Origin of the sequence: Rhodococcus sp. B7740 (genome assembly GCF_000954115.1) — a bacterium.
Lineage (GTDB): Bacteria > Actinomycetota > Actinomycetes > Mycobacteriales > Mycobacteriaceae > Rhodococcoides.
In genome coordinates, this window is the sequence record NZ_CP010797.1 from 1,569,285 (window position 1) to 1,583,677 (window position 14,393).

General features: G+C 65.6%; 12 protein-coding genes and 2 tRNA genes. 4 read left to right on the top strand and 10 right to left on the bottom strand.

Translation table 11 applies throughout. The features are described 5' to 3' along the window. Positions 1–137 precede the first annotated feature (137 nt). A complete protein-coding gene (locus tag NY08_RS07205; protein WP_045195629.1) occupies positions 138–866 on the top strand; it encodes an IclR family transcriptional regulator in 729 nt (242 codons plus the stop codon). 113 nt (positions 867–979) lie between these two features. Further along, positions 980–1,147: a DUF5302 domain-containing protein gene (locus tag NY08_RS26030; RefSeq protein WP_158462512.1), complete on the top strand. Its 168-nt coding sequence runs from the start codon at positions 980–982 to the stop codon at positions 1,145–1,147. A gap of 62 nt (positions 1,148–1,209) precedes the next feature. On the opposite strand, the gene NY08_RS07210 is transcribed toward NY08_RS26030, so the two are convergent. Beyond that, positions 1,210–1,282: transfer RNA gene (locus NY08_RS07210), tRNA-Glu, on the bottom strand. Positions 1,283–1,373: 91 nt separating this feature from the next. Continuing rightward, positions 1,374–1,445: transfer RNA gene (locus NY08_RS07215), tRNA-Gln, on the bottom strand. Positions 1,446–1,690: 245 nt separating this feature from the next. Between NY08_RS07215 and NY08_RS07220 the strand changes: the two genes are divergently transcribed. Further along, positions 1,691–3,310 carry a bifunctional 3'-5' exonuclease/DNA polymerase gene (locus NY08_RS07220; RefSeq protein WP_045195631.1) on the top strand — a complete coding sequence of 540 codons (1,620 nt, stop codon included), beginning with the start codon at positions 1,691–1,693 and terminating at the stop codon, positions 3,308–3,310. Here NY08_RS07220 and NY08_RS07225 read toward each other — a convergent pair. Genes NY08_RS07225 through NY08_RS07235 form a run of 3 tightly spaced genes read right to left on the bottom strand, consistent with a single transcriptional unit; the run spans position 3,268 to position 6,575 of the window. Next, the gene (locus NY08_RS07225; protein ID WP_200893177.1) at positions 3,268–4,272 is read right to left on the bottom strand and encodes a YihY/virulence factor BrkB family protein; all 1,005 of its coding nucleotides are present in this window, start codon (positions 4,270–4,272) and stop codon (positions 3,268–3,270) included. The genes NY08_RS07220 and NY08_RS07225 overlap by 43 nt on opposite strands. Positions 4,273–4,318: 46 nt before the next feature. After that, on the bottom strand, positions 4,319–5,794 hold the full coding sequence (gene gltX / locus NY08_RS07230; protein WP_045195633.1) for a glutamate--tRNA ligase: 1,476 nt from the start codon (positions 5,792–5,794) through the stop codon (positions 4,319–4,321). 7 nt (positions 5,795–5,801) lie between these two features. Next, the gene (locus NY08_RS07235) at positions 5,802–6,575 is read right to left on the bottom strand and encodes a fumarylacetoacetate hydrolase family protein (protein ID WP_045195635.1); all 774 of its coding nucleotides are present in this window, start codon (positions 6,573–6,575) and stop codon (positions 5,802–5,804) included. Between the two features lie 130 nt (positions 6,576–6,705). Between NY08_RS07235 and NY08_RS07240 the strand changes: the two genes are divergently transcribed. Next, complete coding sequence (locus tag NY08_RS07240; protein ID WP_032397761.1) at positions 6,706–7,929, top strand: MFS transporter; 1,224 nt, start codon at positions 6,706–6,708, stop codon at positions 7,927–7,929. An 81-nt stretch (positions 7,930–8,010) separates the two neighbouring features. Here the strand turns inward: NY08_RS07240 and NY08_RS07245 are convergent, their stop codons facing one another. The 5 genes from NY08_RS07245 to NY08_RS07265 form a co-directional block, all read right to left on the bottom strand. Next, positions 8,011–9,021: a 3-isopropylmalate dehydrogenase gene (locus NY08_RS07245; RefSeq protein WP_032397760.1), complete on the bottom strand. Its 1,011-nt coding sequence runs from the start codon at positions 9,019–9,021 to the stop codon at positions 8,011–8,013. A 49-nt stretch (positions 9,022–9,070) separates the two neighbouring features. Further along, positions 9,071–10,666 carry a phosphoglycerate dehydrogenase gene (serA, locus tag NY08_RS07250; protein ID WP_045195637.1) on the bottom strand — a complete coding sequence of 532 codons (1,596 nt, stop codon included), beginning with the start codon at positions 10,664–10,666 and terminating at the stop codon, positions 9,071–9,073. A gap of 185 nt (positions 10,667–10,851) precedes the next feature. Next, positions 10,852–11,853, bottom strand: a complete 1,002-nt coding sequence (gene ilvC / locus NY08_RS07255) for a ketol-acid reductoisomerase (protein WP_170944858.1) — start codon at positions 11,851–11,853, stop codon at positions 10,852–10,854. Positions 11,854–11,913: 60 nt separating this feature from the next. Then, on the bottom strand, positions 11,914–12,417 hold the full coding sequence (gene ilvN, locus NY08_RS07260) for an acetolactate synthase small subunit (RefSeq protein ID WP_008717436.1): 504 nt from the start codon (positions 12,415–12,417) through the stop codon (positions 11,914–11,916). Next, positions 12,414–14,357 (bottom strand): acetolactate synthase large subunit, encoded by a 1,944-nt coding sequence (locus NY08_RS07265; protein ID WP_045195641.1) that lies wholly within the window; start codon positions 14,355–14,357, stop codon positions 12,414–12,416. The genes ilvN and NY08_RS07265 overlap by 4 nt, the downstream gene beginning before the upstream one ends. Between the last annotated feature and the right edge of the window lie 36 nt (positions 14,358–14,393).

Here is a 14,393-nt window from a genome sequence, read left to right on the forward strand (position 1 = left end):
CTCGTCTTTCCCTGTCGTCGTCGCGCCGGTGAACGGGCTGGTTCACCTCGCGTGATCGTCTCGACATCATGCCCCCGGCGCGCACCGAAGATGACGTAGTTGTGCAATCTCAGCATGCGGGAGGCTAATATCGTTCTATGAGACAGCATAGCCCCAATGGCCTCGTCGACAAATCGAGCGGTATCGGTGTCCTCGACAAGGCGATGACGGTGCTGCACGCGGTGGCCGAGAAGCCCTGCAATCTGGGCGATCTGTGCGCTCGGACGAGCCTGCCCAGGGCCACGGCCCACCGGCTCGCGGTCGGCCTGGAGACCCACCGGCTTCTGGTACGAGATGCCGACGGCCTGTGGCGGACCGGGCCGGGACTGGGCGAGCTCGCGGCGAGCGCATCGGATGCCCTCCTCGATGCTGCTGCCTCGGTACTCCCCCGCCTACGCGAGATCACCGGCGAGAGTGTGCAGATCTATCGGCGCGAAGGAACGGTGCGGGTGTGCGTGGCGTCCATGGAGCCGCCGACCGGACTTCGAGACACCGTGCTCGTCGGAGCACGCCTGCCGATGACGGCCGGGTCGGGTGCCAAAGTGCTTCTCGCATGGGCAGATTCACACACTCAACGAACAGTTCTGCCCGATGCGGAATTCGGTGAGCGCACCCTCCTCGAGGTTCGACGGCGCGGTTGGGCGCAGAGTGCGGGCGAGCGCGAACCGGGCGTCGCGAGCGTTGCCGCGCCGGTGCGCGACAGCAACGACGCTGTGGTGGCTGCGATCTCGGTGTCGGGACCGATCGATCGAATCGGGCGCAAGCCCGGAGCGCGCTGGGCCGCCGATCTCCTGGCGGCCGCGGACGCACTGCACAAGCGACTCTGAGGCAGGGCGCAGACCTCACGGCCCGAGGAAAACCAGCTGATCGCGCTGCGAGAGTGGGGTACCTTCGTCTCGAGCGGCCTACCCGGCCGGTCGTCGACTGCGAGGAGTCACCCATGCCCGAATCCGGCAGTGAAGAACTGAAGAAGAAATTCCGCGAAGTCCTGGAACAGAAGAACAGCAAGTCCCACAATTCCGTCGAACACAAGGACGGTGGGCCGAAGGTCAACAAGGCCCACGGTCCGGCCGACCATCAGAAGATGTTCCGCCGCAAGAGCGTCTGAGACGCCCACACCGAAACGACAACACCCTCCCGATCCACGGATCGAGAGGGTGTTGTCTGCTGTAGCCCCGACGGGATTCGAACCCGCGCTACCGCCTTGAGAGGGCGGCGTCCTAGGCCGCTAGACGACGGGGCCAGGAACTTCACCTGCATTGTTGTTCGAGCTTGTAACGCTGAGCCAGCTTAACTGCCTCGGCCTCGGCGACAAAATCGCCTTCACCTGCTCGCTGGGGTACCAGGACTCGAACCTAGAATGGCGGTACCAGAAACCGCTGTGTTGCCAATTACACCATACCCCAATGGACTTGAATCGAACTGCGCATCACGATCGATGTGCACTGCGTTTCGAGCCGGGATAGAGACTATCAAAGGTGACTACCCATTCTGCAAATCGGCTGCTCAGAGCCACCGAAACCGCGCCGCGCAGGCGTCGGGAGCGGCCCGAGTCGCAGCTTCCTCGGGCCCCAGGAGCCCCCTCGACGCCTCGTCCGACCAGTGGAGCAGACTTGTCCTCCGTGACCGATCGCAGACCCAGCCGAGTCCGATGAGGGTCCTGCTCGTTCCTCAGGGCGAGCAGGCCGTACTGACGTACCTCGCCGACGACGGCTCGATGCAGCGTGAACCCACGGTGGCCGAGGATCCGGTCGCGGCCGTTGCCGGGCTGGAGCGAGACGAACGGCCGAGGTGGGTGTGGGAGGACACCAGCCGGATCTACCCTCGGTTACTCGAACGAGGAGTACGCGTACGCCGCTGTCACGATCTGGCCCTGGTCGGTGCGATTCTGGCGATGCGCGCCGGCTCGGCGACTGTCCCGTCGGCTCCCGCCGACCTGCGGCCGGGGCTGTTCGACGCGAACCCCAACTCCGATCCCGCGGCCGTGCTCACCGAGTACCGGCGTCAGCTTCGCGACATCGGTGACGATCGCGCACTGCACCTGCTGGCGGCGGCCGAGTCGGCCGGGGGCCTGGCCGCCGCGGAGATGACCTTCGACGGGTTGCCGTTCTCGGCGTCGGCACATCGCCGTCATCTGGACACGATGCTCGGTGCGCGGCCGCTGGACGGTTCTGCACCCCCGGCTCTCGTCGAGCTCGAGAACCAGATCTCGTCGGCGTTCGGGCGGCGCGTCAACCCTGCCTCTCCCGTGGAGCTGGTGGCCGCGTTCGCGCGCGTCGGTATCGAACTGACATCGACTCGCGCGCACGTCATCCGCGACATCGACCACCCGGTAGTTCCGCTGCTGCTGCGCCACCGCGATCTGTCGAAGCTGCACGCTGCGAACGGGTGGGCATGGCTCGACGCGTGGGTTCGCGACGATCGTTTCCGTCCGGTCTATGTTCCCGGCGCTGTGGTCTCGGGCCGGTGGGCCAGTCGCGGCGGAGGCGGCCTGCAGATTCCGAAACCCCTGCGCGCCAGTGTGATCGCCGATCCCGGTTACACCTTCGTGGCCGCCGACGCCGGTCAGCTCGAACCGCGTATTCTCGCTGCGATGTCCGGCGATCCCGGTATGGTCGCCGCGGCAGGCACCGCAGATCTGTATGCACCGGTGGCGGCAGCATCGTTCGGCGGCGATCGCAGCCACGCCAAGGTTGCCGTTCTCGGGGTCCTGTACGGGGCGACCTCCGGCGAGGCGCGTTCGCTGCTGACGCGACTACGGGCCTCGTTCCCCGGTGCCGTCGCACTGGTGGAGGAGGCCGCCCGCGCCGGAGAACGGGGCGAGGTCGTTCGTTCGTGGCTCGGACGGGCCTGCCCACCGCCCTCGCCGCAGTGGTGGTCGGAAGGTGACGCGCACGCGCGGGGCCGGTTCACGCGCAATTTCGTCGTGCAGGCCACCGCCGCCGAATGGGCGCTGTGCTTGTTGGCCGATCTGCGTGGCCGGTTGGCCGGGAGCGGAGCCCGCAGGAGTGACCCGAATGCCGGGAGCGGAGCCCGCAGGAGTGACGGGGATTCCGGGACCAGCAGCGAGTTGGTGTTCTTTCAACACGACGAGGTGGTGGTGCATTGTCCCGTCGCCGATTCGGAGCGTGCCGCCGAAGCGATTGCAGCATCGGCGTTGTCGGCAACTCGACTGATGTTCGGTGACACGGCCGTCCGGTTTCCGATGGAGACGAGAATCGACCGCCTTTACGGCGCTTCGGCTGCAGGCTCTGAGCCGGATTCGGACTGAGCTCCCGGTGGGTCGGCGAACGTCACGTCGATGTCCTCGAACGGCTTGCTGCGTTGTGCTTCTGCCTGTCCGGTGTAGGTGAGTTTGTCACCTTCGGTCAGTTCGACATCGTCGGTGAACGGGGCCAGAAGGGACCGCGGGAACAGCCTGTCGACACGAACCACGTTGATCTCGATGCAGATCACGATCGATACCGAGGTCACGTACAGAAAGGCCAACAGCCCGAGCACCACTGCAAAGACACCGTTCGTCACCGTCGAACTCGCGGCGACGTATTTCACGTACACACCGCCGAACGTCTGCAGCAACTGCCACGTCAGACCGGCCACTACGGCTCCCGGAAGTACCTGTCCGATCGTCACCGCTCGCACTGTGGCGAGCCGAAACGCAACGACGAACACCCCGACGTACAGCAGCGTTCCGATCACGAAGACGACGAGACCTGATTCCGGGCCGAAATATCCTGCGGCACTGAGCACATTGAGTGCGGTGATAGCCAGTACCGCCAGGCCCACGGTGCTCAGCAAACCCAGTCCCCGCACTCGGGCTCGAATAGGATCGGGCCGGAGATTCTTCGGTACGGCCCATGCGGTGTTCATCGCGTTCTGCAGCGCGACGGACACACCGAGCCCGCCGTACAGCGACCCGAGGATACCCACCGTCAGACCGACCGTGCCGCCACCTATCCGTTCGGGACGCCCCAATTCTTCACCGACCGCCGGGATCTGACCGAGTGCCGAGTTCAGGATCTGTTGTTGCAGCTCCGGGTTGCCCATCAACACGATGCCCAGAATCACGGAGAAGAGCAGCAGCGCAGGAAAGAGCGAGACGAAGGCGTAGTACGTGATCAGGGCGGCGAGGTAGCCGCCCTGATCATCGACGAACTTGTACACCACCGCAATGGGATAGCCGAGGACCGGCTGCCTGCGCTGGAGTCGATCCAGTCGATCGGAGACACTCATTCGAGGCTGCCCCCGCGGCCCGCGGTGCGCCTGCGGCCGTGCGCCGTCACGCCACCCGGGCGCGTGCTGCAGCCAGGCGTGCCAGGGTCTTCTCGCGCCCGAGCAGTTCCATGGACTCGTACAGCGGCGGACTGATGTGCGACCCGGTCACTCCCACCCGAATCGGGGCGAAAGCCTTGCGCGGCTTGAGCTCGAGCTTCTCGATCAGCGCGTCCTTGAGAGTCGCCTCCAGATCGGCCGTGGTCCAGGTCTGCAACGCCGTCAGCGCCTCGACCGTGGCGTCGAGAACGGGTGCGGCATCGGCACCGAGGTTCTTCGCCGCGGCTGCAGGGTCGATCTCGAAGTCCGCCTCGTCGACGAACAGGAACTTCAGCAGTCCCCAGGCATCCGAGAGGACGACGATGCGGGTCTGCACCAGATCGGCCGCGACGGCGAACACCTTCTCGTCGACCGGCTCGGTGAGATGGCCCTGCGCGACGAGGTATTCGCGCAACCGCGCCGCGAAATCGTCAGCTGCCAGCATCCTGATGTGCTCGGCGTTGATCGCGTCGGCCTTCTTCTGATCGAAGCGTGCCGGGTTGGAATTGACCGACGAGATCTCGAACGCCGCCACCATCTCGTCGAGAGAGAAGACGTCGTGATCGTCCGAGATGCCCCAGCCGAGAAGAGCGAGGTAGTTCAGCAGACCTTCCGGAACGAACCCACGATCGCGGTGGATGAACAGATTCGATTCGGGGTCACGCTTGGACAGCTTCTTGTTGCCCTGGCCCATGACGAACGGCAGGTGCCCGAACTCGGGGGTGCGTTCTGCGACGCCGATCCGGATCAGTGCCTCGTAGAGAGCGAGCTGACGAGGCGTCGACGACAGCAGGTCCTCGCCGCGCAGGACGTGGGTGATCTTCATCAGTGCGTCGTCGACCGGATTGACCAACGTGTACAGCGGAACTCCGTTGCCTCGGGTCAGAGCGAAATCCGGTACGGTCCCGGCCTTGAACGTGGTCTCCCCGCGCACGAGGTCGTTCCACGTCAGATCGTGATCGGGCATCCGCAGTCGCACGACGGCCCCGCGTCCCTCGCTTCGATAGGCCTCGCGCTGCTCCGGAGTCAGGTCGCGGTCGAAGTTGTCGTAACCGAGTTTGGGGTCGCGTCCGGCTGCCTTGTGACGGGATTCCACTTCCTCCGGCGTGGAGAACGACTCGTAGGCCTCGCCGGCGTCGAGCAACTGCTGCACGACGGCAACGTGTTGCTCGCGACGCAGCGACTGCCGGTAGGGCTCGTACGGGCCACCCACCTCGGGGCCCTCGTCCCACTCGAGGCCGAGCCAGCGCAACGCGTCGAGCAGGGCGGCGTAGGACTCTTCGGAGTCGCGTGCTGCGTCGGTGTCCTCGATGCGAAAGACGAAGGTGCCGCCGTGGTGCCGGGCGAACGCCCAGTTGAACAGTGCGGTTCGGACCAGACCGACGTGCGGGGTCCCGGTGGGCGACGGGCAGAACCGAACGCGGACGTCTGTTGCTGTGGTCATGCTCGCCCTACTTCTTCGCTGCGACGGGGTTGGTCAGGGTACCGATTCCCTCGACGGTGATCGACACGCTGTCTCCGTCGGTGATGGGTCCGACTCCCTCGGGGGTTCCGGTGAGAATGACGTCTCCGGGGAGCAGTGTCATCACCGCGGACACCCATTCGATGATCTTCGGAATGTCGTGCAGCAGAAGCGAAGTGCGACTCTGCTGCTTGACCACGCCGTCGACCTCGGTCTTGATCTCGAGATCGGTCGGGTCGAGCGAGGTCTCGATCCAGGGCCCGAGTGGGCAGAAGGTGTCGTGTCCCTTGGCGCGAGTCCACTGTCCGTCGTGCTTCTGGTGGTCACGGGCCGAGACGTCGTTGGCGAGGGTGTATCCGAGCACCACCTCGTACGCCTTGGAGGCGGGGACGTCCTTGCACGGGCGGCCGATGACGATCGCCAGTTCACCCTCGAAGTGCACCTCGTTCGAGGACGGTGGCAGCACGATGGGCGCTCCGGGCCCGACGATGGAGGTGTTCGGCTTGATGAAGATCACGGGGTCCTTCGGAGCCTCACCGCCCATCTCGGCCACGTGCGCGGCGTAGTTCTTACCGATGGCGATGACCTTGCTGGCGAGGATGGGGGCGAGCAGTCGCACGTCGGCCAGAGGCCACGACCGACCCGTGAACGTGGGTGTGCCGAAAGGATGTTCGGCGATTTCCTTCGCAGTCTGCGAGTCACCCTCACCTTCGATACTCACGAATGCCACACCATCAGGACTTGCAATTCGACCGAGACGCATGCCGGAAGTCTATCGACCGTCGTTCTCCGCACGTCGACGCCGTCCGATCCACCGATCTTTCGCCGGTGTAAAGTTCGCGTCGATCCACATAGCAAGATCTCATGTCCATATTTTGAGACGGAAGGCCGGAATGAGCGACACGAAGCAGTTGTCCAGCATCGGCGAGACGCGACGGTGGTTCATGCTCGTGCTCGGGATGCTCGCGCAGACTGCGGGCGCCGTCTTCATCAACGGTGCTGCATTTCTCATTCCTGCCCTGCACGACGACCGAGGACTCGGCCTTGCGACTGCAGGATTCGTGGTTGCGATGCCCACCGTCGGCATCATGCTGACCCTCATCGCATGGGGCGTGCTCGTCGACCGCATCGGCGAACGTCTCGTTCTGGTGATCGGGCTCGGGCTCACGGCCGCAGCGAGTCTCGGCGCGGTGGTCAGCACGTCCATCCCGGTGCTCGCCGTCCTGCTGCTGGTCGGCGGTATGGCAGCGGCCAGTGCGAACAGCGCGAGCGGACGCGTGGTGGTGGGATGGTTCCCGCCGCATCGCCGTGGACTGGCAATGGGCATCAGGCAGATGTCGGTGCCCCTGGGCGTTGCCCTTGCCGCCCTCACCATCCCACCCATCGCCCGTGACCACGGCGTCGGAGTGGCACTGCTCGTACCCGCTGCCGTGTGCGCTGCGAGCGCCCTGCTCTGCCTGGCGGTCGTCGACCCTCCCCGTCCGAATCGTATCGACGCGGCGGCGCAGGGTCTGCTCGACAATCCGTACCGAGGCAGCAGCCAACTGTGGCGCATTCATGCCACGTCCATCCTGCTGGTGGTTCCGCAGTACGTGGTCTGGACATTTGCGCTCGTGTGGCTGATGACCGACCGAGGGTGGACTGCTGCGGCCGCGGGCGTCCTCGTCACCGTCACCCAGATCCTCGGTGCACTGGGCCGGATGAGCGTCGGAGCACTCTCCGATCGGGTCGGTAGCCGCATGCGGCCCCTACGGTGGGTTGCGGCCACCGCCACCGTCAGCATGCTGGGGCTCGGCATCGCCGACTGGTTCGACTCCCCCGCCGCGATCGTCCTGCTCGTCGTCGCGTCCGTCGCCACCGTTGCACCGAACGGCCTTGCCTTCACTGCTGTCGCAGAGATCTCGGGACCGTATTGGAGCGGACGCGCCCTCGGCGTGCAGAACACGAGTCAGTACGTGTTCGCGTCGGCCGTACCGCCGATCTTCGGGGCGCTTGCGACGGTCAGCTTTCCCGTCGCATTCCTGGTGTCGGCGATCTTCCCTGCACTCTCCGTGCCGATCGTCCCCGACGATCCACGTCCCGAGACTCCCGACGAGAATTCCGACAGCGCCGGCTGATTCAGACCTGCGGGGATGCCCGAGAAACACGACATGCCACGGTGGGCAGTCGGCCCACCGTGGCATGTCGTGACGGCCCTGCTACAGACGCGCTGCGATTCTCGCGCCGATGTCCTTCGTCGACGCGGTTGTGGTTCCTCGCTCGGCGAGGTCCGCTGCGACAGCGGCTTCGACCCGCGCCGCACCTGCCGCATCGCCCAGATGATCGAGCAACAACGACACCGACAGGATCGCGGCCGTCGGGTCCGCCTTCTGCTGCCCTGCGATGTCGGGAGCACTGCCGTGCACGGGCTCGAACATACTCGGATTGGTTCCGGTCGCATCGATGTTTCCGCTTGCGGCCAAACCGATTCCACCGGTCACCGCCGCCGACAGGTCCGTCACGATGTCTCCGAACAGATTGTCGGTGACGATGACGTCGAACCGGCCCGGGTCGGTCACGAGGTGAATCATCGCGGCGTCGATGTGCTGGTACGCGACCTCGACGTCCGGGAACTCGGCCGCGACCTCGTCCACCGTGCGAGCCCAGAGGCTGCCTGCGAACGTGAGCACATTGGTCTTGTGCAGCAGCGTCAGATGCTTACGCCGAGTCAGAGCCCGCTCGAAACCGTTGCGCACCACCCGCTCGACCCCGTAACGCGTGTTGACACTGACCTCGGTGGCCACCTCGTGCGGGGTGCCGACACGAAGCGCGCCACCGTTGCCGGTGTACGGCCCCTCGGTGCCCTCCCGCACGACCACGACGTCGATGTCCTTGTCACCGGCAAGTGGGCCGACGACACCCGGGTACAGCTTGGCCGGACGCAGGTTGATGTGGTGATCGAGCTCGAACCGAGCGCGCAACAGCAGTCCGCGCTCGAGCACTCCGCTCGGAACCGACGGATCACCGATGGCTCCCAACAGAATCGCGTCGTGCTCGCGCAGTTCGGCCAACACCGAGTCCGGCAGCAGTTCCCCGGTGGCGTTGTAGCGACGCGCGCCGAGGTCGTACTCGGTCTTCTCGGCACCGGGTGCAACGACGTCGAGCACGGCGAGCGCCTCGGTGACGACCTCCGGTCCGATACCGTCTCCGGCGATGACGGCCAGCTTCATCTCACTCCTCGTGATTCTTCGACTTCGTTCGATCGACTGCGAGCGATGCTCAGGACAGGTCGACCAGTTCGATGGTGGACGCGCCGACCGCGGTGGCGATGCTCGCGCTCAACTCCTCCGACACGTCCTTGTCGACGCGCAGCAGAATCGTTGCGCCGTCGCCCTCGGAGTCCTGGCTCAGTGCGGCGGCCTGGATGTCGATGCCGGCATCGCCGAGCAGGGTGCCGATCCGGCCGAGGCTGCCGGGCTGATCCGCGTAGTTGACGATGAGGTTCTTGCCCTCGGCACGGAGGTCGAAGTTGCGGCCGTTGATGTTGACGATCTTCTCGACCTGCGTGGTGCCGGTCAGAGTGCCAGCGACGTTGAGCACCGAGCCGTCGCCGTAGACGGCGCGGATGTCGACCACACTGCGGTGGTTCTCGCTCTCGGACGCGGTGGTGACCTCGGCGGTGACGCCACGCTCCTCGGCGAGCGACGGGGCGTTGACGAACGTGACCGAGTCCTCGATGACGGCGGAGAACAGACCGCGCAGCGCCGAGAGCTTGAGGATCTCGACGTCCTCGGCGGCGAGTTCGCCGCGGACGTCGACCGACAGCGACGTGGGAAGTTCGGTGGACAGAGCGCCGAGCAGCACACCCTGCTTACGCACGATCTCGAGCCACGGCGACACCTCCTCGCCCACGGCGCCACCCTTGACGTTGACGGCGTCGGGCACGAATTCGCCTGCGAGAGCGAGCAGAACCGATTTGGCGACATCGGTGCCCGCCCGGTCCTGTGCCTCGGTCGTCGACGCGCCGAGGTGGGGGGTGACCACGACCTGCGGCAGCTCGAACAGGGGGCTGTCGGTGCACGGCTCGGAGGCGTAGACGTCGATTCCGGCGGCGAACACGTGGCCACTGGTGATGGCGTCGGCCAGGGCCTGCTCGTCGACCAGTCCACCGCGAGCGGCGTTGACGACGATGACACCGGGCCTGGTCTTGGCCAGGGCTTCCTTGCCGATGATGCCCTTGGTCTCCGGGGTCTTCGGGAGGTGAACCGAGAACATGTCGGCGCGCTCGAGCAGCTCGTCCAGGCTCACCAGTTCGATGCCGAGCTGGGCGGCACGCGCAGCCGAGACGTAGGGGTCGTAGGCGATGATGTGGGTCTCGAACGCAGCGAGACGCTGCGCGAACAGCTGACCGATGCGGCCGAGTCCGACGACACCGACGGTCTTGCCGAAGATCTCGACACCGTTGAACTTGCTGCGCTTCCACTCGTGCTGACGCAGAGTGGCGTCGGCAGCGGGGATCTGGCGCGCGGCCGACAGCAGCAGTGTCACCGCATGCTCGGCGGCGGTGTGAATGTTCGACGTCGGGGCGTTGACGACGAGGACACCGCGCTCGGTGGCTGCGGGTACGTCGACGTTGTCCAGGCCGACGCCGGCGCGGGCGACGATCTTGAGATTGGTTCCGGCGGCGAGAACCTCTGCGTCGACCGTGGTCGCGGAACGCACCAGGATCGCGTCGGCCTCGGGGACCGCGGCCAGCAGCGCGGGGCGATCCGGGCCGTCGACCCAACGGACCTCGACGCCGTCGCCCAATGCCTCGACGGTGGACGGCGCAAGTTTGTCGGCGATCAGAACGACAGGACGGCCTGGCTGGCTCACGTGAAGAACTCCCTATGTCGGTTCGAGACTGTTGTCGGTGAAAAGTCGGAGCTGGTGCAGCAGAAACAGTTTAGAGGCCGGAGACGTCGAACTGTGACGCCACCTGCCTCACGCATCGAAGGGCACCCCTACGGATGCAGGGGTGCCCTTCGATCAGCATGCGTGAGAACGTGATTCGATGAGAATCAGGCCGTTTCGGTGATCGGGCGATCGACCCAGCTCATCAGGTCGCGCAGCTTCTTGCCGGTGACCTCGATGGGGTGCTCGGCGTTGGCCTTGCGCAGGCCTTCGAGCTCGGTGTTGCCGTTCTCGACGTTGGCGACGAGGCGACGGGTGAACTCACCCGACTGGATGTCGGCCAGGATCGCCTTCATGCGCTCCTTGGTGCCTGCGTCGATCACGCGCGGTCCCGAGAGGTAGCCACCGAACTCCGCGGTGTCGGACACCGAGTAGTTCATCCGAGCGATGCCGCCCTCGTACATGAGGTCGACGATGAGCTTGAGCTCGTGCAGCACCTCGAAGTACGCCATCTCGGGCGCGTATCCGGCCTCGACCATGACCTCGAAGCCCGTCTTGACGAGCTCCTCGGTGCCGCCGCACAGCACGGCCTGCTCGCCGAAGAGGTCGGTCTCGGTCTCTTCCTTGAACGTGGTCTTGATGACACCTGCACGCGTTCCGCCGATGCCCTTGGCCCAGGACAGGGCCAGCGCCTGACCTTCGCCCTTGGGGTCCTGGTCGATGGCGATGAGCGCGGGAACGCCCTTGCCGTCGACGAACTGGCGACGCACGAGGTGGCCGGGGCCCTTGGGTGCGACCATGCCGACGGTGACGAACTCCGGTGCCTTGATCAGGTCGAAGTGGATGTTGAGTCCGTGCCCGAAGAACAGCGCGTCGCCGTCCTTCAGATTGGGCTCGATCTCCTCGGAGAAGATCTTGGCCTGCGCGGTGTCGGGTGCGAGCACCATGATCACGTCGGCCCATTCGGACACCTCGGCGGGAGTGCCGACCTTCAGACCCTGCTCCTCCGCCTTGGCGCGGGACTTCGAGCCCGCAGCCAGGCCGATGCGCACATCGACACCGGAGTCGCGCAGGCTCAGCGAGTGCGCGTGGCCCTGGCTTCCGTAACCGATCACAGCGACCTTGCGGCCCTGGATGATCGACAGATCAGCATCGTCGTCGTAGAACATCTCGACTGCCACTGTTTGTAACCTTTCCTCTTCGATTTCGCTGAAAATCACGTCCGTCACTCAGCGCGACGCTGTGATCGATTTCGGTCCACGTCCGACGGCAACGACTCCCGACTGAACTATTTCTCGAATTCCATAGGGGTCCAACATCTTCAGCAACGCATCGAGCTTCGAGCGGGTGCCCGTCGCCTCGACCGTCACGGCCTCGGGAGACACGTCGATCACCTTGGCGCGGAACAGGTTCACCGTTTCGATGACCTCACTGCGCACACTGGCATCGGCGCGGACCTTGATCAGCACCAACTCGCGAGCCACCGAGGAGTCGTCGTCCTGCTCGACGATCTTGATGACGTTGATGAGCTTGTTGAGCTGCTTGGTCACCTGCTCGAGCGGGAATTCGTCGACGGTGACCACGATCGTCATCCGCGAGATGTCGGGAATCTCGGTACCGCCGACGGCAAGCGAGGAGATGTTGAAACCACGGCGCGAGAACAACGCGGCGACGCGGGCCAGCACACCTGGCTTGTCCTCGACGAGGACGCTGAGGGTATGGCTCGTGCTCACTTGTCGGTGCCTTTCACGTCGTCGATCTGCGGGTGCGGGGCCTGCTCGCGCTCCATGGCCTCGTCGAGGCCGGGCTCGCTTCCCACGGTCTCGTCCTCGTCGAACAGCGGACGGATTCCGCGCGCGGCCATGATCTCGTCGTTGCCGGTACCGGCAGCGACCATCGGCCACACCTGTGCGTCGGCCCCCACGATGAAGTCGATGACGACCGGACGATCGTTGATCGCTCGTGCCTGAGCGATCACCGCGTCGACGTCCTCTTCCCGCTCGCACCGCAGTCCGACGCAACCGAGCGCCTCGGCGAGCTTCACGAAATCGGGGATGCGAACGGCACCGTGGGTACCGAGATTGGTGTTGGAGTAGCGCTCCTCGTAGAACAGGGTCTGCCACTGGCGAACCATGCCGAGGTTGCCGTTGTTGATGAGTGCGACCTTGATCGGGATGCCCTCGATCGCGCAGGTCGCGAGTTCCTGGTTGGTCATCTGGAAGCATCCGTCGCCGTCGATGGCCCACACCTCGGCGTCTGGGAGGCCCCTCTTGGCACCCATCGCGGCCGGAACCGCGTACCCCATCGTGCCGAGGCCGCCCGAGTTGAGCCACGTACGCGGCTTCTCGTAGTTGATGAACTGTGCAGCCCACATCTGGTGCTGACCGACGCCGGCGCAGTAGATCGCGTCGGGGCCGGCGAACTTGCCGACCGAGCTGATGACGAACTCCGGTGACATCGATCCGTCGGACGGGCGGTCGTAACTCAGCGGGTAGGTCTTGCGGATGCCGTTCAGGTAGACCCACCACTGCTCGAGATCGAGCGTGGTTCCGGTCGCACGGTCCGCCCGCAGTGCCTCGATGAGCTCGGTGATGACCTCACGGCAGTCGCCGACGATCGGCACGTCGGCGTAGCGGTTCTTGCCGATCTCGGCCGGATCGATGTCGGCATGGATGACCTTGGCATCCGGTGCGAAGGACGAGAGCTGGCCGGTGACTCGGTCGTCGAACCGGGCACCGAGCGTGATCAGCAGATCGCTCCGCTGCAATGCGGCCACCGCGGCGACGGTGCCGTGCATACCCGGCATGCCGAGGTTCAGATTGTGCGAGTCGGGGAACGCGCCGCGGGCCATCAGAGTGGTCACGACAGGGATTCCGGTCAGTTCGGCCAGCTCGAGCAGCTCCGCCGAGGCGTCGGCCTTGATGACGCCGCCACCGACGTAGAGCACCGGCTGCTTGGCATCGGCGATGTAGCGGGCCGCTTCGCGGACCTGCTTGCCGTGCGGCTTGGTGACCGGACGGTAGCCGGGCAGACGCATCTCCGGCGGCCACGAGAACGTGGTCTGCGCCTGCAGGACGTCCTTGGGGATGTCGACGAGCACCGCACCGGGACGGCCCGAGGCGGCGATGTAGAACGCCTCGGCCATGATGCGCGGGATGTCGGCACCGTCGGTGATGAGGAAGTTGTGCTTGGTGATCGGCATCGTGATACCCGAGATGTCGGCTTCCTGGAAGCCGTCGGTCCCGATGAGACTACGGGCGACCTGGCCGGTGATCGCGACGACGGGAACCGAATCCATCTGAGCGTCGGCGAGTGGGGTGACGAGGTTGGTCGCGCCGGGACCGGACGTTGCCATGCAGACGCCGACCTTGCCGGTCGCCTGGGCGTAGCCGGTCGCGGCGTGGCCTGCACCCTGCTCGTGGCGCACCAGAATGTGGCGCACCTTCACCGAGTCGAAGAGCGGGTCGTAGACCGGGAGAACCGCGCCACCGGGAATGCCGAATACGGTGTCGACGTCGAGTTCTTCGAGGGCCCGAACGACCGACTGTGCGCCGGTGACCTTCTCCGGTGCGACGTGGCGTCGCGATCCGTTGGTCACTGCGTCTGCGGACGGGCTGGCGGATGTCCCCGACTTACGGGTCGTGGGCCCTGGGCGTGCGGTTGGTGCGCTCACTGATTGCTTCCTCAGGAATGTGAAATTGCTGGGCGA